At 67.9% G+C, this 18232-nt stretch carries 19 protein-coding genes; 8 read left to right on the top strand and 11 right to left on the bottom strand.

Annotated elements, in window-relative coordinates:
* Positions 1-37: 37 nt before the first annotated feature.
* Complete coding sequence (locus IU452_RS26465) at positions 38-1525, bottom strand: flavin-containing monooxygenase (RefSeq protein ID WP_195111887.1); 1488 nt, start codon at positions 1523-1525, stop codon at positions 38-40.
* Positions 1526-1594: 69 nt separating this feature from the next.
* Between IU452_RS26465 and IU452_RS26460 the strand changes: the two genes are divergently transcribed.
* Both IU452_RS26460 and IU452_RS26455 read left to right on the top strand, forming a co-directional pair.
* Positions 1595-2227, top strand: coding sequence for a TetR/AcrR family transcriptional regulator (locus IU452_RS26460; protein WP_416382374.1), 633 nt, complete (start codon positions 1595-1597; stop codon positions 2225-2227).
* Positions 2228-2289: 62 nt separating this feature from the next.
* A complete protein-coding gene (locus tag IU452_RS26455) occupies positions 2290-2901 on the top strand; it encodes a DivIVA domain-containing protein (RefSeq protein WP_195111885.1) in 612 nt (203 codons plus the stop codon).
* Here IU452_RS26455 and IU452_RS26450 read toward each other — a convergent pair.
* From IU452_RS26450 to IU452_RS26425, 6 genes are all read right to left on the bottom strand, one after another.
* On the bottom strand, positions 2862-4313 hold the full coding sequence (locus tag IU452_RS26450; protein ID WP_195111884.1) for a type IV secretory system conjugative DNA transfer family protein: 1452 nt from the start codon (positions 4311-4313) through the stop codon (positions 2862-2864). The genes IU452_RS26455 and IU452_RS26450 overlap by 40 nt on opposite strands.
* A 56-nt stretch (positions 4314-4369) precedes the next feature.
* The gene (gene ruvB, locus IU452_RS26445) at positions 4370-5455 is read right to left on the bottom strand and encodes a Holliday junction branch migration DNA helicase RuvB (protein WP_195111883.1); all 1086 of its coding nucleotides are present in this window, start codon (positions 5453-5455) and stop codon (positions 4370-4372) included.
* A gap of 5 nt (positions 5456-5460) precedes the next feature.
* On the bottom strand, positions 5461-6066 hold the full coding sequence (gene ruvA, locus IU452_RS26440; protein ID WP_195111882.1) for a Holliday junction branch migration protein RuvA: 606 nt from the start codon (positions 6064-6066) through the stop codon (positions 5461-5463).
* Positions 6063-6632: a crossover junction endodeoxyribonuclease RuvC gene (gene ruvC, locus IU452_RS26435; protein ID WP_195111881.1), complete on the bottom strand. Its 570-nt coding sequence runs from the start codon at positions 6630-6632 to the stop codon at positions 6063-6065. The genes ruvA and ruvC overlap by 4 nt, the downstream gene beginning before the upstream one ends.
* Positions 6633-6717: 85 nt before the next feature.
* A complete protein-coding gene (locus IU452_RS26430) occupies positions 6718-7179 on the bottom strand; it encodes an acyl-CoA thioesterase (protein ID WP_324192831.1) in 462 nt (153 codons plus the stop codon).
* A 46-nt stretch (positions 7180-7225) separates the two neighbouring features.
* Positions 7226-7735 (bottom strand): O-acetyl-ADP-ribose deacetylase, encoded by a 510-nt coding sequence (locus tag IU452_RS26425; protein WP_195111879.1) that lies wholly within the window; start codon positions 7733-7735, stop codon positions 7226-7228.
* A 68-nt stretch (positions 7736-7803) separates the two neighbouring features.
* Between IU452_RS26425 and IU452_RS26420 the strand changes: the two genes are divergently transcribed.
* The 4 genes from IU452_RS26420 to IU452_RS26405 all read left to right on the top strand — a co-directional run bounded on the left by IU452_RS26420 (position 7804) and on the right by IU452_RS26405 (position 10652).
* Positions 7804-8118, top strand: coding sequence for a DMT family transporter (locus IU452_RS26420; protein WP_195111878.1), 315 nt, complete (start codon positions 7804-7806; stop codon positions 8116-8118).
* 30 nt (positions 8119-8148) lie between these two features.
* Entirely contained in the window at positions 8149-9390 is a 1242-nt protein-coding gene (locus tag IU452_RS26415; protein WP_195111877.1) for a PepSY-associated TM helix domain-containing protein, read from the top strand.
* A 115-nt stretch (positions 9391-9505) separates the two neighbouring features.
* Positions 9506-10075 (top strand): hypothetical protein, encoded by a 570-nt coding sequence (locus tag IU452_RS26410; RefSeq protein WP_195111876.1) that lies wholly within the window; start codon positions 9506-9508, stop codon positions 10073-10075.
* Between the two features lie 94 nt (positions 10076-10169).
* Entirely contained in the window at positions 10170-10652 is a 483-nt protein-coding gene (locus tag IU452_RS26405; RefSeq protein WP_195111875.1) for an LIC_13387 family protein, read from the top strand.
* Positions 10653-10709: 57 nt separating this feature from the next.
* On the opposite strand, the gene IU452_RS26400 is transcribed toward IU452_RS26405, so the two are convergent.
* Both IU452_RS26400 and pdxT read right to left on the bottom strand, forming a co-directional pair.
* Positions 10710-11462, bottom strand: coding sequence for a YebC/PmpR family DNA-binding transcriptional regulator (locus tag IU452_RS26400; RefSeq protein WP_195111874.1), 753 nt, complete (start codon positions 11460-11462; stop codon positions 10710-10712).
* An 89-nt stretch (positions 11463-11551) separates the two neighbouring features.
* Entirely contained in the window at positions 11552-12169 is a 618-nt protein-coding gene (gene pdxT / locus IU452_RS26395; protein ID WP_324192830.1) for a pyridoxal 5'-phosphate synthase glutaminase subunit PdxT, read from the bottom strand.
* A gap of 255 nt (positions 12170-12424) precedes the next feature.
* Between pdxT and IU452_RS26390 the strand changes: the two genes are divergently transcribed.
* Positions 12425-14110 carry an APC family permease gene (locus tag IU452_RS26390; protein WP_195112031.1) on the top strand — a complete coding sequence of 562 codons (1686 nt, stop codon included), beginning with the start codon at positions 12425-12427 and terminating at the stop codon, positions 14108-14110.
* Between the two features lie 33 nt (positions 14111-14143).
* Here IU452_RS26390 and IU452_RS26385 read toward each other — a convergent pair whose 3' ends face one another.
* Positions 14144-14965, bottom strand: a complete 822-nt coding sequence (locus tag IU452_RS26385) for an acyl-CoA thioesterase (RefSeq protein WP_195111872.1) — start codon at positions 14963-14965, stop codon at positions 14144-14146.
* A 90-nt stretch (positions 14966-15055) separates the two neighbouring features.
* Here IU452_RS26385 and IU452_RS26380 point away from each other — a divergent pair, with 90 nt between their 5' ends.
* A complete protein-coding gene (locus tag IU452_RS26380) occupies positions 15056-15676 on the top strand; it encodes a hypothetical protein (RefSeq protein WP_195111871.1) in 621 nt (206 codons plus the stop codon).
* Here IU452_RS26380 and IU452_RS26375 read toward each other — a convergent pair.
* The gene (locus IU452_RS26375; RefSeq protein WP_195111870.1) at positions 15648-18227 is read right to left on the bottom strand and encodes a caspase, EACC1-associated type; all 2580 of its coding nucleotides are present in this window, start codon (positions 18225-18227) and stop codon (positions 15648-15650) included. The genes IU452_RS26380 and IU452_RS26375 overlap by 29 nt on opposite strands.
* Between the last annotated feature and the right edge of the window lie 5 nt (positions 18228-18232).

Genomic DNA, 18232 nt, shown 5'->3' with positions numbered 1-18232 from the left:
TACCGCCACATCCGCACCCACAACCGGCACGACGTTCTCAAGCGGCGCCGTAGGTGTAATCCTCCAACGGGAAGCGAACCGCCTCGCGATGGGTGGTCACGGTGCTGTTGGGGCGCAGCAGGGCGGCCTCGCCGTGCTGGTTGAAGTAGTAGCTGCGGGCGGTGGCACACTGGCCGCCGTAGAAGACCGACGAGCCCAGTTTGTGGGTGACGTGGTCGAGGAAGCGGGCATTGGCCTGCTCGGTCACCTCGAAGACCTGTTCGCCGCGGCGGAACATCTCACCGAACAACCGGGCCATATGCTTCATCTGCGCCTCGATGGTGGTGAAGTAGGACAGGCCGCTGTAGGAGTAGGGGCTGTTGAGGCTCAGGAAGTTCGGGAACTTCGGCACCGTGATGCCCTCGTAGGCCTGGAAGCGGTTGTCGCGCCAGAACTTTCCGAGATTCACCCCGTCGCGGCCGATGATCTCGATGGCCGGGAAGTTGACGTCCCAGAGATTGAATCCGGTGGCCAGGATCAGGGTGTCGATCTCGGTCTTGTGGCCGTCGGCGGTCACGATGCCGTCGGATTCGACGTGGTCGATGGAGTTGGTCTCGAGCCGGACGTGCGGCTGGTTGAAGGTCTTGAAGTAGGTATTGGAGAAGGTGGGCCGCTTGCAGCCGAAGTCGTAGTCCGGGGTCAGCTTGCGGCGGGTCTCCTTGTCGCGCACCTGGGCGCGCAGGTGGGCCTTGGCCAGCAGCGCCGCGCCCTTGTTACCGAGCTTGGCCTGCTTGTAGTGCAGCACGCCGACCACCATGAGCAGCTCCAGCGCGCCGGTATTGACCAGCCTGGCGGCCTTCTGGGTCAGCGGCACCCGCGCGAACAGCTCCTGCACCGGACGCGGGATGGGGGTGTCGACCTTGGGCACCACCCAGATCGGGGTCCGCTGGAACACCGTGAGCGCGGCCGCCTTCCTGGCCACCTCCGGCACCAGCTGCACCGCGGTGGCGCCGGTGCCGATGATCGCGGCCTTGCGGCCGGTCAGATCGTAGTCGTCGTCCCAGGCGGTGGTGTGGATGATCTTGCCGGCGAAGCTGTCGATGCCCGGGAAGGGCGGGGTGTAGGGCTGGGACAGGAAGCCGGTCGCGGCGAGCAGATAGCGCGCGGTGAGGGTGTCGCCGCCCTCGACCGAGACGATCCACTGCTGGTTCTCCTCGTCCCAGCGGGCGCCGCCGACGACCTGGTTGAACCGCATGCGCCGGCGCAGGTCGTACTTGTCGGCCACGTGCTCGGCGTATTTCTTGAGCTCGACGCCCGGGGCGAACAGGCGCGACCAGTGCGGATTCGGCTCGAACGAGTACGAGTAGGTGACCGAGGCGATGTCCACGGCCAGGCCCGGGTAGCGGTTCACGTGCCAGGTGCCGCCGAGATCGTCCTCACGCTCGAGGATCACGAAGTTGCCCAGTCCGAGCCGGTCGAGCTGGATGCCCGCACCCATCCCGCCGAATCCGGCCCCGACCACGATGGCGTCGTACTGAGGTGCCACGACGAACCTCCTGTTACCTAAAGTACCTGATACAGAATGACACATCATTCCGTTCCGGAACAACGTATCATCGAGTCCGTGCCGAAGCCATCCACACATCTCGAGCGCCGCAAGGCCGAGCTCCGGCAGGAGATCATCGACACGGCATTCGCCTGCTTTGCCGAAAAGGGTTACCACGCAACGGGTATCGCGGATATCGCGGCGAAGTTGGGGATCGGGCACGGCACGTTCTACCGCTATTTCGCCAATAAGCGCGACATCATCGACCATGTCATCGACGATCTGGCCGCACGGATCATCGACTCGCTGGGCACCGAGAACGCGCCCGATGCGGCCACCAGCCTGGCCGAATACCGCGAGCAGGTCGACCGCATCGCGGGCGCGCTGAACCGGATCTTCCTGGAGGATCGGCGAGTGGCGCAGCTGCTGCTGTTCCAGGCGACGGGCATCGATACCGAGCTGACCCAGCGGTTGTACGGGCTGCTCGACACGGCCGACGCGCTCACCGCGGGCTATCTGGACCACGGGGTGGAACTGGGCTATCTGCGGGCCGACCTGGACACCACCAACACCGCCAAGGCCGTGACCGGCATGATTTTGGGCGCGATTCTGCACGGACTGCGCGAACCGGACGAGACGGCCGTGACCGAGCTGTCCCGCGCGATCCGCCGACTCCTGATCGACGGCGTCCGCAAGGAGTGATTCCGGCCGGAAGAGCGTGACCCGGGTGACAAACCACGCGTCCGGGCCGGGAGAATGGACGGGTGACTTCCGACGATGTGCGGCGGATCCGCTTCGGTAAGGCGCCGATCGGGCACCGCGGATACGACACCGCCGAGGTGGATGCCTTCTGCGCCCGCATCGCCGACGCATTCCTGGGCCGGGGCTCGCTGACCGCCGCCGAGATCCGTGGCCACGAATTCGCGACAGCCGCATTCGGCCACCGCGGCTACGACCGCGACCAGGTCGACGACTTCCTCGACCGCGCCTGCGTGGAACTCGAATTCGCCCGCCGCGGCGACAGGCCCCACCCCACCGGCGAACCCCTGCTCACCCCCGAAGACGTCCAGCGCCTGCGCTTCTCGGCCCCACCCCACGACCACGCCGGCTACGCCGCCGACGAGGTCGACGTCTTCCTCGACCGAGTCATCGCCACCCTCGCCCACATCGGCCCCAACGGCCTTACCGCCGAAGACGTCCGCACCGTCAACTTCGGCCTGGCCCACGCCGGTTCCGCCGCCTACCACATCGAGGAAGTGGACTCCTTCCTCGATGTAGTCGTGCGCACCCTCGAGGCCGAGGAAGTCACCCGCGAGACGACCTCACCACTGATCGCTCACGATGGTGGCGCCTCCTCGGGCTCGGCTTCGGCCTGAGAATACTTCTCAGGAATGACGACCGATTTCCCCGCGAGGTCGAACAGATTCGCCAAGCGCGTCGGTCCCGGTCCGTGAGCGTCGATCGACCTCCGCACCGCGGCGGCGTGCGGCCCTTGCCACCATGGTTCGGTCGCGAGCAGCACAGCCGGTGCGCCGGAAGCGAACAGCACAGCCCGCTCGCGTGGCAACGACCGCAGTTCCGGCACTCCCAGCGCACCACCGATTCCGTCCGCGCGATCCCGGAGGAAAGGAATGTCGTCGACGCCGCCGCCCACCACTTTGATATTCGCGGCCGACCACAGCTCATTCATGCCGTCCGGTCCCCAGCATCGAACCCCCTGCGCCCACGACTGCAGTATCGTCATGACGACCACACCCTGAGCGCCGTACCGACCGCACCGATGCGGGAAGTCCCTCCACCGCACCACATTCGCCGCGTCGTCCAGTACCGCCAGCGTCGGAATGACGAGCGGTGTGTTCTGCCGCGCCGCGACGTCGAGCACAGTTTCGAGGAGTGCAGTCACCAGTGGCGTCGCCGAGCTTCGGCCTCCGACCGCCAAGGCGTACAACGTCCCGCTTTCCGCAATGAGGTCCTCCGGGTGGAACTTGCGGCGGTCGGGGTCCGGTGTGGCCCAGAGATGAGCGGCCCGGAATCGCAGGCAGCGAGCCATCTTCTTCGCGGTGCCGAAGACTCCGTCCCGCTGGCGCAGATCCGTGTTGTACATCATGGCGAGACCGGATGCGGCAAGGTGACGCCCACTCCGACGCAACAACTCGACCGGCTCCGCGTTCGCCGGTACGGTCACCCACTCCCACACCTGCGCCAGCGGGCGACTGCCTACCGATGCGGCGAGGAACAGTAGCGCAAGCAACTCCTCGGCCTCGATTTCGAAGAAGTCACGCGCGTCGCTGCGGGTATCGGCCTCAGCGAAGTGGGCGGCCAAACGGGCGGCCCGGATCTCCTCGCCCCGGGTCCAGTCGAGCGGGTCCCAGAACCAGGTCGGTTCCTCGCCCGCCACCCCGTCGGGATCGAACACCCAAACCTTGCCCCCGTTCTCCGCCCGCACATCGCGGGTCGCGTCGACGATGTCGCGCTTGGTCGATGTGACGATCACCGGCCCGATAGCATCCAGAATCGCCGGGATCGCCCGGCAGCTCGTCTTTCCCTGCCGAGGACCCCAGATGTCCAGATGGAGGTCTTCGTACGATCCGTACAGCCGCTTTCCTCCGGCAACAGCAGTGCCTATGCGCACCCCGGGCTCCTCGAACATCCCGAGACGCACGCCGAGATCCTCTGCCTTCTGCCGGGCACCGGCCTCGGTGAGTGGTCGCAGCGCCTTACGAGTCGCCATCGACCGGGCCTTCCTGTCGACAGCCGGTCGGCCGCGGACGGCAAACTTGCGGATCATCGATCCCCCTCCTCGAAACTTGCTCCGAATAAAGAAGTATCAGGTTCCGGGCGGAATCAGTCGAAAAGGTCGAGGGTGGGGTGGGATTCGCGGCCGCGGACCTCGATGGAGCCGAAGACCAGGTCGGGGGGTGGGACGAGGCCGAGGTGTTCCCAGGCGGCGGCGGTGGCTACGCGGCCGCGGGGGGTGCGGGCGATCATGCCTGCGCGGACCAGGAAGGGTTCGCAGACCTCTTCGACCGTGGTGGCCTCCTCGCCGACCGCGACGGCCAGGGTGGAGACGCCGACGGGGCCGCCGCCGAAGCTGCGGACCAGGGCGGCGAGGACGGCTCGGTCGAGGCGGTCCAGGCCGAGGCCGTCGACGTCGTAGACCGCCAGGGCGGCCTGCGCGACGGCGAGGGTGACCAGGCCGTCGGCGCGGACCTCGGCGTAGTCGCGGACGCGGCGCAGCAGGCGGTTGGCGATGCGGGGGGTGCCGCGCGACCGGCTCGCGATCTCGGCGGCCGCATCGGCCTCGAGGCGCACGCCGAGGATTCGGGCCGAGCGGGCCAGAATCTGTTGCAGCTCATCGGGTTCGTAGAAATCCATGTGGCCGGTGAACCCGAAGCGGTCGCGCAGCGGACCGGTCAGCGCACCGGAGCGCGTGGTCGCACCGACGAGGGTGAACGGCGCGATATCCAGCGGAATCGACGTCGCCCCGGGGCCCTTGCCCACCACCACGTCGACCCGGAAGTCCTCCATCGCCAGGTACAGCATTTCCTCGGCGGGCCGGGCCATGCGGTGGATCTCGTCGATGAACAGCACATCGCCCTCGACCAGATTGCTCAGCATCGCGGCCAGGTCCCCCGCCCGCTCCAGCGCGGGACCCGAGGTGATCCGCAGTGCGGACCCGAGTTCGCCGGCGATGATCATCGCCATACTGGTCTTGCCCAGACCCGGCGGCCCGGACAGCAGCACGTGATCCGGTGTGCCGCCGCGCTGTTTGGCACCGCGCAGCACCAGCGCCAGCTGTTCGCGCACGCGCGGCTGGCCGATGAAGTCGTCCAGCGATTTCGGCCGCAGACTGGCCTCGATCTCGCCGTCGGACTTCAGATAGCTCGGCGAGACCGGGGATTGCTCATCCGGTGCGAAGTCGTCGGTCATGGCCGCTACCGATTCTTACCGAGCAGCCCCAGCGCCGCACGCAGAGCCTTGGACGTGTCCAGATCGGGCTGATCGGCCAGCACGCCGTCCACCGCGGGCTCGGCCTGCTTACTCGGAAAGCCGAGCCCGACCAGCGCCTCGATGACCTGATCGCGCACCGGCGTCACGATCGGCGTCGGGCCCGCACCGGGCGGACCCGATTGCACCGGAACGAGATTCACCTTGTCGCGCAGCTCCACCACCATGCGTTCGGCGCCGCGCTTGCCGATGCCGGGCACCCGGGTGAGCGCGGCGACATTGCTCTCCGCCAACGCCTTGCGCAGCGCCTCCGGCTCCAGCACCGCCAGCACCGCCATCGCCAGCCGCGGCCCGACCCCGGAGACGGTCTGCAGCAGCCCGAACAGCTCGCGCGCCTCGGTGTCGGCGAATCCGTACAGCGTCATCGAATCCTCGCGCACGATCATCGCGGTGTAGAGCCGCGCCTCTTCGCCGCGGGTGAGCGAGGCCAGCGTCGAGGGTGTGGCATTGAGCCGGTACCCGACGCCCGCGGCCTCCAGCACCGCGTGGTCGAGCCCGATCTCGAGCACCTCACCGCGTACCGACGCGATCACCCGGTCACCGCCTTCCGTTGCTGGGCAAGTCTTTCGGCATATCTGCGCTGCTGCTCGGCCGCCATGGCCTCGGCCTTGGCCATGCGTTCCAGCATGGGCGCCCGCCAGCAGTGACAGATCGCCAGCGCCAGGGCGTCGGCGGCGTCGGCCGGTTTCGGGGCCGTCGCCAAGCCTAGGATCCGCGTCACCATGGCCGTCACCTGGGCCTTGTCCGCCGACCCGTTTCCGGTGACCGCGGCCTTCACCTGACTGGGGGTGTGGAAGTGCACCGGAATGCCGCGCCGGGCGGCGGCCAGCGCGATGACCCCACCGGCCTGTGCGGTGCCCATGGCGGTGCGGACATTGTGCTGGGAGAAGACCCGTTCGATGGCCACGGCCGCGGGCTTGTGGACATCCATCCACCGCTCGGCCGCGTCGGATACGCGCAGCAGCCGCTCGGCCAGATCCATATCGGCGGGCGTGCGCACCACATCCACGTCGAGTGCGGTCACCTGCCGACCGAGCCCGCCCTCGACAATGCTCAGACCGCACCGGGTGAGCCCGGGGTCGACGCCCATCACCCGCACGAAAGCACCCCTCCGAGTCCGCGAACAGTTGTTCGAAGTCTAGCCGAGGGTGCCGGGCGGATCTCCGATCGACACGGCCCGGCGGTCAAACCCCTTGGGGTGCTTGCCTCGACGCGGGCAGGCACAGCAGGGTCGGATCGGAGGCCCGCCGGGCCCATTCCGCCGCGGGGTTGCGGACCAATCTCCGGTCGCGCAGGTCCAGCAGCCCGCTGACGTAACCGATCGTCGCCGACAGTTCGCCGTCGGCTCGGGTGAGGGTGTGTTCGACGCGGTAGGTCTTGCCTTCGGTCCAGACCCACGAGCACGTGACGTCGACGCTGTCGCCCGCGCGCAGTTCCCGGTGATAGCGGATGGTGGTTTCCAGATTCACCGGCCCGAACCCGTCCCGCAGCAACTCCTCGACCGAAATCCCCGCCGCCTGGACGCATTCGAAGCGAGCATGGTCGGCGTACTGCTGATACGCGGGACCGGTGACGTGCAGTTGCGGATCGAGATCGGACACGCGCACATCAATGCGGATCGAGAACGGTTCATGCGAAGTCGCCACGGGCACACCCTTGCAGAGGGCACCGACAAGTTCGCGTCGCCGCAGCTCAGCGCAGCAGGGCCGCAAAGGCGTCATAGGCATCGGCGGTGAACAGCACGAAGCGGATCTCATCGACCGCCGCCTCGGCCGACCGAACGGTCTGTACAGCGATGCGGGCGCCGTCGTCGATCGGCCAGCCGTAGATTCCGGTGGAGATGGCCGGGAACGCCACCGACCGTGCGCCCAATTCGTCGGCCACCCGCAGCGATTCGCGATAGCAGGAGGCCAGCAGCGCCGACCTGTCCTCGCGCTTCGACCACACCGGCCCGACGGTGTGGATGACCCACCGGGCGGGCAGATTCCCGGCGGTCGTGGCCACCGCCCGGCCGGTCGGCAAACCGTCCGGGTACTGCGCCGCCCGGACTTCGCGGCAGTGCCGCACAATCTCCGGCCCGCCCTTGCGATGGATGGCACCGTCGACTCCCCCACCCCCGAGCAGCGACGAATTCGCCGCATTCACCACCGCGTCCACCGCCTGTTCGGTGATGTCACCACGCACCAGCACGAGTTCGGCCACACCGCCATTGTTCCCGACACCGCCCGGAGATCGGCGAAAGCGACCGGACGGTCACCTACCGTGGGCTCATGGCCTGGATTCTGCTGATCGTCTCGGGATTGATGGAGACCGTCTGGGCGGTGTCGCTGGAGCGGTCGGAGGGTTTCAGCAGGCTGGTTCCGAGTCTGCTGTTCGCCGTCTCGGCCGTGTTGAGCATGGTCGGGCTGGGCTTGGCATTGCGCGAGATCCCGGTCGGCACCGGTTATGCGGCGTGGGTGGGCATCGGCGCGGTCGGCACGGCCCTGGTCGGCATGATCTGGCTGGGCGAATCCACCAGCGTGGCGCGCATCCTGTGCCTGCTGCTGATCATCGCCGGCGTGGTGGGACTCAAGATCTTCCACTAGATCGCAATGAGATTAGGTTAGCCTAAACTCATGACAGCGGTCGAGGTGGTGGACGAGAAGAGGGTTCGAACTATCCGGCCGCGCAGGCGCCCACGGAAACCGGTGCGCCGCACGCTCATTGCGATACACCGCTGGTCGGCGCTGATTCTCGGGATCGTGCTGGTGATTCAGACGACCTCCGGCGCGATCCTGCTCTATCACGCCGAACTGTTCCGGACCCAGCACGCGTCGTTCTATCGGCACACCGAGGGGCCGCCGGTGATCGACCTCGAGGGGGCGGTTGCGCTGGTGCGCTCGGAGGATCCGGGCTTCGACGCCGGGTGGGTCGGCACGGACGGTGGCGTATTCGTGGTGGGCAACCGCGATTACACCGCCGCCTATGCCGTCGATCCGGGCACGGGACGGCTCAACGAAGAGGTGGATCTCACCGGCGGCGTCCTGGGCTGGCTGGTCAATCTGCACGACTGCGCCTTCGGCTGCCTGCGTTACTCGGGCGCGCTGCCGATGCTGAACGAGCAGGCGCCGCTGATCGATATCACCTGGGCGGCAACCATTCTCGTCGTTCTCGGCCTGCTGCTGGTGATGCTGACCGTGTCCGGCACGATCATCTGGTGGCCGTCGCTGAAACGCCTGAGCCACGGGTTGCGGGTCCGGTGGCGGAAGGGGCGGTTCGCACGGGATCGCGATCTGCACAACGTCATCGGCATTCTCGCCGTACCTTTCCTGCTGATGTGGGGCATCACCGGCGTGACGATCGAATGGCCCGCCGCGGAGCGAGTGGTGCTGCGCGCCATGGGCGGTGAGGCGAACGAGCAGACCGACGACGTCTACGTGCCCCGCCCCGCCAGCCTTCCCCGGCCGGTGTCCATCAGCGAAGCCACCACCGTCGCCTTGCGCGAGGCGCCCGGGCGGCTCGCCTACCTCATGCTGCCCAGCGAATCCACGCCGTACTACCGCGCCGCCGTCGCCGGTGCCTACTCCCCCTATGAACACCGCGCCTTCTACAGCGGCGACGTCCTCGTGTACATCAACGCCTCGGACAGCTCCGACATCAGATCCGACACGAGTCACCGCCGACCACTGGCGAACACCTTCTACGCCAAGGTCTTCGAGCCCGCGCACTTCGGGTGGCTGGTCAACCCGTGGTGGCGGCTGGTGTGGTTGATCTTCGGCCTGGCGCCCCTGGCCCTCGCCATCACCGGCCTGTCCACGTGGCTGTTCCGCCGCAACACCCGCCGCCGCAAGCGAGCGCCCGCACCACGGAGCCGATGAACCGCGCACAGCGCTCGATCAGCCGCACCCCTTCGCTGCATCCGCACCCTCTGCAGAGCGCCACAGGGGGTGCGAAGCGCGGGAAAGGGTGCGGCTGCGGGTACTCTGCGGGGGCATGCACTGGGATCAGATGACCGCCACACCGGATGACCTGCGCAAGCGTGCCACGCGGTTGCGGCGCGGCGTCGGGCAGCTCGGGATGCTCGAGTCGATCATCACCGCCGCCGAGGGGCCCTGGCTGGGCGATATGGATGCCGACGGGCAAGGCACGGCGGAACTACGGATGCACCTCGCGGGGCGCTATCGCCTCACAGCCATCGTGACCAGCGCCGGAAAGCTGAAGCTCGTGCAGATGCACGCGCCCACCTCGGGCCCCGACGCGGAACGGGTGCTGTCGTCCAAACCCGCCATGCGGCGCGGCTGGGACGAATCCGAGGAAATGCCCAAACAACCCGAGTGGCTCGACTACGTCGTGAACTGGGTCCAGAAGGCCAGCGCGGACGTGGACCGCCGCGCGGTGCTCGAATGGCATCTGCAGGGCGCCGACCGCAAGCTGACCGCCATGAACGAAACCATCGACGCCCTGCGCGCCAGCCTGCTGGAACGCGAACAGCTGCGCGACGAACTTTCCACCGAAGTCGCCGCCCTCCGCTCCCAACTCGAAACCCTCGACGCCCCGGGATAGCAGCGATAACCGGACCTCCCACGCACGCCCTAGCTCCGCTATTTTTGTTCTGAGCCGGGGCGTCACAGCTCCATTCGTTCTCCGGGAGGCTGCGATGACATCCGCGTCGACCACCGTCACTCCCCGCTGGCCCCTGGTGGTCCACCTCACCGGCGCCGCGCTGATCAGCGTCCTCGGATTGGCGCATCTGCTGGCGGTGCACGCCTTCGCCGAGGAGGGTTCGGCGGGCGAACAGATCGTCGAGAAGATCTCCGCGGCCACGCCGTCGCCGATGTTCGAGGGCGGCAGGCAGGTGACCGTGCTCGATCTGAATACCGGCTACAGCGTCGGAATGGGCCTGCTGGGAGTGGTTTTCGGGATCCTGGCCATCGTCGCGGCCCGCGGCGCGCCCCAGTTGATCACCCGCTGGTCGCTGTTCGGCGGGACCTGCACCGCCGCCGCAGCGGGAATCCTGTGGATCGCCTGTCTCTACTTCCCCGAACCGGCGATCATCTTCTCCGGTCTCGCCACGCTGTGCTTCGCGGCGGTTCTGGTGGCCGGACCGCGACCGGCCCGCCGCGCGGGTGAGAATCCGTAGCGACACCGAAGGCCGCCTCCCCCATCGGGAAAAGGCGGCCTTCGAGCAGGTGAAGCCCTATGCGTCGAGCTCGGCGAGGATGTCGTCGGAGACGTCGACGTTGGTGTAGACGTTCTGCACGTCGTCGCTGTCCTCCAGCGCGTCGACCAGCTTGAACACCTTGCGGGCGCCGTCGGCGTCGACCGGCACGGTCGTCGAGGGCTGGAAGCCCGATTCGGCCGACTCGTAGTCGATACCGGCCTGCTGCAGCGCGGAACGCACGGCCACCAGATCGCCGGGCTCGCTGATGATCTCGAACGAGTCGCCGAGGTCGTTGACCTCCTCGGCACCGGCGTCGAGCACCGCGGTCAGCACATCGTCCTCGGACAGGCCGTTCTTCTCCAGCGTCACGACGCCCTTGCGGCTGAACAGGTAGGCCACCGAACCCGGGTCGGCCATATTGCCGCCGTTGCGGGTCATCGCGACCCGGACCTCGCCCGCGGCGCGGTTGCGGTTGTCGGTGAGGCATTCGACCAGCACCGCCACGCCGTTCGGGCCATAACCCTCGTACATGATGGTCTGCCACTCGGCGCCGCCCGCCTCCTCACCGGCACCGCGCTTGCGCGCGCGCTCGATGTTGTCCAGCGGGACGGAGTTCTTGCGAGCCTTCTGAATCGCGTCGTACAGCGTGGGGTTGCCATCCGGGTCACCGCCACCGGTACGGGCCGCCACCTCGATGTTCTTGATCAGCTTCGCGAACAGCTTGCCGCGTTTGGCGTCGAGGGCGGCTTTCTTGTGCTTGGTGGTGGCCCATTTGGAGTGGCCGCTCATTCCCTACTTCCTTCAGTCGGTTGCTCGAGGTCCAGGCAGACAACTGCTCCAGTCTACTGCCCGGCCTGCTGTCTCTCTTCGGTCGGCGGCTACGGGGCCGCACTCCCCGCGCGCTGTGGGACGGAATCCACGAACATCCGATGCACGCGCAGGTCGCCGGTCACCTCGGGATGAAACGAGGTGGCCAGCACATTGCCCTGACGCACCGCCACGATCCGCCCTTCCGCCGGACCCGACGGTACCCGCGCCAGCACCTCGACCTCGTCGCCGACACGCTCGACCCACGGCGCCCGGATGAACACCGCACGCACCGGCCCGTCGTCGAGGCCGCCGAATTCCAGATCGGTTTCGAACGAGTCGACCTGGCGGCCGAAGGCATTGCGCCGCACCGTCATATCGATCCCGGACAGCGACTGCGCATCCGGGCGGGTGTCGAGCACCTCACGCGCCAGCAGAATCATGCCCGCGCAGGAACCGAAGGCGGGCAGCCCCTCCCGCAGCCGCTGCCGCAGCGGCTCGAGCAGTCCGAAGACCTCGAGCAGCTTGCTGATCGCGGTCGACTCGCCCCCGGGCAGCACCAGCCCGTCGACGGCGGCCAGCTCGGATTCCCTGCGCACGCTCACCGGCTCGGCGCCGCACGCCGCCAGTGCGTGGAAATGCTCGCGCACATCGCCCTGCAGCGCCAGCACACCAATGGTCGGTTTCACGAATCGAGCATACGAAAGGTGGGACACTGCCCTGCTCGTGAGCCCTGCTCGCAACCGGAAGGGTGTGGTCTCGCTCACCCACCCGTCAAAGTTCCGCAAGGAGACTGTTCGGCCGTTCAGGGCAGGGGAACACTCGCCCGAGTGACCGAAGTTCTGCCGCATACCGAGTCCGCCGAGGGCGGACAGGGTGAGCCTCCGTTACCGCGGCGCGGCCTCACCGTCTCGACCGGTCTGGCCGGTCTGTCCCTGGATGCGATGGCGTCCGTCTCCTACGGCCCCGAAGCGATCGTGCTGGTCCTGGCCGCCGCGGGCAGCGCGGGCCTGGGTCTGACGCTGCCGGTGACGCTGGCCATCGTGGTGCTGCTGGCCGTGCTGATCGCCTCCTATCGACAGGTGATCGCCGTGTTCCCCGACGGCGGCGGCGCCTATGCGGTCGCCAAGAAATATCTGGGCCACCGCACCAGCCTGGTCGCCGCGGCCTCGCTCATCGTCGACTACGTGCTCAATGTGGCGGTCTCCATCGCCGCCGGGGTGGCGGCATTGACCTCGGCATTTCCCGGGCTGCTGCCGTATACGGCGTGGATATGCCTGGCGGTGCTGGTCGGGATCACCGCGCTGAACCTGGCCGGGATCAGGGAGAGCGCCCGCGCATTCATGGCCCCGACGGTGGTGTTCGTCGTCGGCATCCTCACCGTGATCGTGGCCGGTCTGCTGCGTTCGGAGCCGGCGAGCGTGGAAACCGGTGCGGCCGTGGTCACCGAGACCCGCACAATCGGAATTCTGCTGCTGCTCAAGGCATTCTCCAGCGGATGCGCGGCGCTGACCGGGGTGGAGGCGATCGCCAACGCGGTGCCCAGCTTCGAGCGGCCCAAGGTGCGCCGGGCGCAGCGAGCCGAGGTGGCGCTGGGTGTGCTGCTCGGTGTCATGCTGCTCGGGTTGGCGACGCTGATCGGCAAGTTCTCGATCCATCCCGAGGACGGCACGACGGTGCTGTCGCAGGTGACCGAGGCGGCGCTCGGGCACGGTGTGCTGTATTACGTCGTCCAGTTCGCGACCGTGGTGCTGCTGGCCTTGGCGGCCAACACCTCCTACGGCGGGCTGCCGACGCTGGCCAAGATCCTCGCCGACGACAACTGCCTGCCGCACCGGTTCGCCGTCGCCACCCCGCGCCAGGTGTACCGCTACGGCGTGCTCGCGCTGGGGATCTGCGCCGCGGTGCTGTTGATCGCCTCCGACGGCAAGATGAATGCGCTGGTGCCGCTGTTCGCGATCGGCGTCTTCGTCGGCTTCACCATCGCCCAGGTGGGTATGGTGCGGCATTGGCTGCGGGTCGGTCACGGCGGATGGCGGTTGGCGCTCAACGGTTTCGGGGCGCTGCTGACATTCGTCGCCGCGATCGTCACCACCGCGATGAAGTTCACCGAGGGCGCGTGGCTGATCGTGCTGGTGCTGCCGCTGCTGGTGGTGGGCATGGAACGAATCCGCTCGGCCTATCGCAAGATCGACGGGCGCCGCGGCACCGGCTGCGTGCCCGCCCCGCCGCAGCCGACCGGCACGGTGGTCGTGGTGCCGGTGTCGGAGGTGTCCGAACTCAGCCGCGAGGCCCTGTCGGCGGCGCTGTCGCTGAGCCACGACGTGGTCGCGGTGCATGTCTGCCTGCCCGGCGAGAACACCACGGTCTTCACCAAGGCCTGGGAGGCCTGGCATCCGGAAGTACCGCTGCAGATGATCGACGCCGGTGACTGCACGGTCGGCGGGCCGGTCGCCCGCTACGTCCGCGACAACTTCCACGGCCGCCGCAAGGTGGTGTTGATCGCCGAGGTCGACCCGCCCAGCGGCTGGGACCGCCTGCTCCCCAGCCACCGCAGCGACGAACTGGAACGCCAGCTGCGCCGCCTTCCGGAAACCGTGGTCTGCCACCTGCGCGTCCAGGCGGCATAGCCCTGGCCGGAAGTGCGAGCGGGTGGCGCCGGATCAGCGCTCGCGCGGGGTGCGGATGAGTCCCTCCTGAACGACGGCGGCGACAAGCTGCCCATGCTCATTGAAGATACGGCCGCCGGTGAGGGCACGGCCGAAGCCGGCCGACGGGGAGTTCTGGTCGTAGAGCAGCCACTCGTCGGCGCGGAACGGGCGCAGGAACCACATGGCGTGATCCAGCGAGGCGTTCTGGGTGGGCTCGTCGGGGTGGGTGACCTTGGACGAGCCCAGCAGCGTCATATCGCTCATGTACGCCAGGGTGCACACGTGGAACAGCGGGTCGTCGGGCAGCGGGTGGCGGTAGCGGAACCACACCTGCTGCTGTGAGGCCAGGCCGTCGCGGCGGTACACCTGCTCCTGCGGAATGGTACGGATGTCCCAGTGCTCCCATTCCCGCATGGCCCACAGCCGTTCCGGGGTCAGGGTGGTCTTGGCGTCGGGGAGATCGTGCGGGGGCGGTACCTCGGGCATCTCGTCCTGATGCGTGGGCCCCTCGTCGCCGACGTGGAACGACGCCGACATGGTGAAGATCGCCTCGCCGTCCTGCACACCGGTCACGCGCCGGGTGCAGAACGAGCGCCCGTCGCGAATGCGCTCGACCAGATAGACGGTCGGCTGCGACGGATTGCCGGGTCGCAGGAAATACCCGTGCAGCGAATGCACCTGAAACCGCGGTTCGACGGTCCGCACCGCCGATACCAGCGCCTGCCCGGCAACCTGCCCCCCGAACGTGCGCGGCAGCTGGGTCTTGGTGGACGCGCCACGGAAGATGTCCCGCTCCAGCCGCTCGATCTCCAGAGCCTCTTCGATCGTCGCCATGAACCGTCCTTCCGCGAACCAACCAGCTCAGGCTAAAGGATCGCAAATCGGGCGCTGCACCCATGCCCGCCCAGTCGGCATGATGGTCGGGTGCCCGTCTTCACCCCGATCACCACCGACTCGCTGATCGACACGGTCGCCGCCCGGGCCTGCGACCTGCCCGGCCGGGCGGTGGTCGCGATCGACGGCGCCGACGCGGCCGATCCGGTCGGTTTCGCCCGCGAGGTCGCCGACCGCATCCACACCCGCGGCCGCCCCGGCGAGGTGATCTCGCTGCACGATTACGTCCGCCCCGCCTCCCTGCGCCTGGAATTCGGCCGCGACGAAATGTCCTACCGCGCAGCCTGGTTCGACTACGCGGCGGTGAATCGCGAAGTACTGCAGTCCCTCCGCACCCACGGCCGCTGGCTGCCCGCCCTTTGGGACGAACACACCGACCGATCCGCCCGCGCCGCAATGATTTCCGCGGCGGCGAACACCGTTCTGATCGTCGCGGGCCCGATGCTGCTCGGCCGCGGCCTCGACTTCGACCTCACCGTGGAGCTGCGGTTGTCGGCGGCCGCCCTCCGACGAGCGACCGCTCCGGACGACGCCTTCACGGTCGACGCCGTCCTGAACCACCAGCGCGGACGCGCAGCGGAAGCCGACATCCTGGTGTCGTGGGATCATCCGGACCGCCCGGCTATGCGAACGTCGCCGTCGGCTCCCTGAACAGCTGCCCGTCCACATACACCGTGCCCGAACCGAGCACGGTCAGCAGTCCGCGCACCTGATCCCACTCGGCCCCGCTCGGAAGGAGCTCTGTCGGCGATCCACCCGCTACGGCCACTATCCGATCGAGAATCCCCGACCGTTCCGGTTCGTGAACGGCCCAGCCGAGCAGGGTTTCCCATTCCCTCGGAACCGGACTGTGCAGCACCCGGCGGATGACGTCGTCCCGGTACAGCAGGCCGCATCGGTGCAGTTTGGACAGCAGCTTCCATCGGTCGGCCCGTCCGTCGTTGGCATCCCAGGCCACCGTGAACACCCGCATGATCTGCTGCGCGGACTGCCGATTGTTGCGCGCGGCGACGACGAAGAACGCATTCCACACGTCCTCGGCGGACAGCGATTCCAGACTGCCGTAGATCGACTCGAGATCATCCGCCGAGGTGACCCCACCGGCTGCGATGTCGCTGCGCAGGGCGGCCATTCGGGAGCCGGCGTAGACGGCAGAGGTGCGGTAGTGCTCATCCACCATCCGCTCGGCATCCGAGTTTCCCGAGGCCACCTCTTTCACGCTGGCACGAACGGCCGTGGTCGAGACGGCCCTGGACTCCGCCGCGAGGGCTGTCAGCCGTTCCAGCAGGTCGGCCCGGCCCGATTCGGTCATCCGCCGCACCGCCTCGGCCGCGATCAGATATTCCTCCAGCCCGGGATGGACGAACCCGATTCCGCGTGCGTCCCGCCACAGAATCCGCTCGCCGATCAACAGATCCAGCACCGTGTCGGCCTCGTCCGGTGTCAGTGCGAGGGTCTGCGTCAATACCGACAGGACCTCGCGCGGTGGCATGGCGGCCTTTCGTTCCACCATCACCGTGGCGAGCGGGGCGAGTGCGCCAACCAGATCGAGGGCAGCGCTACTGCCGAGGAACTGCGCGGCCAGTTCGCCCTTCCGGCGCAGGTAGGTGGCCAGCATCGGTTCCCCAGGCAGCGTTCGCAGGTCGACATGCCCGCCGTATTGATGAGATTCGGACAGGATCCGCAGGTTGATGGGTACGGCGAGGGAGGCCGCGACATAGGCGGGCAGGCGCCCGGCCAGGTGATAGTCGTAGACCGATTCGTACCGCTGCAGGGCGTGGCCGAACTCCTCGGAGGTGAACCGGGACGCCCGGCACCGGAGCTGGACCAACCGGCGTCCCTCGAACACGGTGAACCACCGATCCCACCGGTCGTCACGGACGGTGAACATCACGGTCAGCGGGAAGGCCAGCAGGCCGTTGGCGCGGGCCAGCGGATTGAGTTCTCGGTCGATGAACCGGAACAGATCGATGATGTTCTTCTGTTCCGTGCGATGATCGGCACGATCCAGCCCGTCCAGCACATAGACGATCGGAACCCGAGCGGCCGTCAGCGCCGCCAGTCCGAAATCGGTGCCGAAATCGCCCAGTACGGAACGGAGATGGGCGGCAACCGGCCCCTCGGCCTGGCGGAGCAGGGCGCCGCCGGCCCCGCGCGACAGCTGCACGGCCAGCATCGTCTTCCCCGAGCCGGGGCCGTCGGAGAACACGATGAATTGAGGCGGCGACTGCCGGTCGACCAACTGACTGGGATTGGCCTTGTCGGTGCGCTGGGTACGGCGCAGGTTGCCGGGGCTGAGTGCCTGAATCGCCGTCGCTATGTGCCGGTCGACCAGGCGCGGCACATACAGCCGGTCGTGGGTGGGCAGTTCCTCCCGGCGCAGGAAACCGGCGGATGCGCGCAGCACCGCGGTGCGGACGTATCGCAGGGCGGCAAGGCTTTCCGCGTCCCGCCGCTCGGCACTGATCGGCCGGTGAGCGTTCTCGGGCCGAAAGGCCTTGTTCCGGAACAAGGTTCGGCTACCGATATCGTTTTGATCGCGGGTCTGCGGCAGTGGCATGGACTGTGACACCAGCCGCGCCCGGACGTTGCGATAGACCTCGGTGAGACTGATCAGCTCGGCAGCACCGCCGAGGCCTTCACCGAGGACCTCGATGAATTCACCTGTGAAGGCCGTATACCTGCGATCCGCGGGTGCCAGGGCCAAGCGATTGGCCGAGGTGGCGGTGAGCACGAACGACCCTTCCACGGCCGCCTGTTCGGCGTAGTGGTCGATCGTGCCCAGCGTCGTCCCGTTTGCCACCAGCCCGCTGTAGCAGCAGTCGAGGATGATGATCCGGCGGCGCGCACCGCTGTCGCTGATAGGATCTCGCACCCACTGGAACGGAACCTGGGTGTGCGATCGGCCCGGGACCGAATCCCGCAGGGTGAGATGCAACTCCCCCGTGCGATCGACCAGACCGTGACCTGCGTAGTACACCAGCAGCGTGTCGGCGGCCTGCTCAGCGGCGACGGTGATCGGGTCGATCAGATCGCACGCAGTGGTCGGATTCGGAACGACCCTACAGTTCTCCCGCGGGATTCCCCATACTCCCGGATCCCGGAAAATGGCGGCGAGCCCGCCGATGTTGTTGCGGACGGTGGGCAAGTCGGGAAGCTCGTCGTACCGACTGCAGCCGATGAGCACGACTCGCGAACTCATCGCAT

Source organism: Nocardia transvalensis (assembly GCF_015477765.1).
Lineage (GTDB): Bacteria > Actinomycetota > Actinomycetes > Mycobacteriales > Mycobacteriaceae > Nocardia > Nocardia transvalensis_A.
Note: the sequence above shows the minus strand (reverse complement) of the source record. Positions and strands in the feature narration are given on the sequence as shown.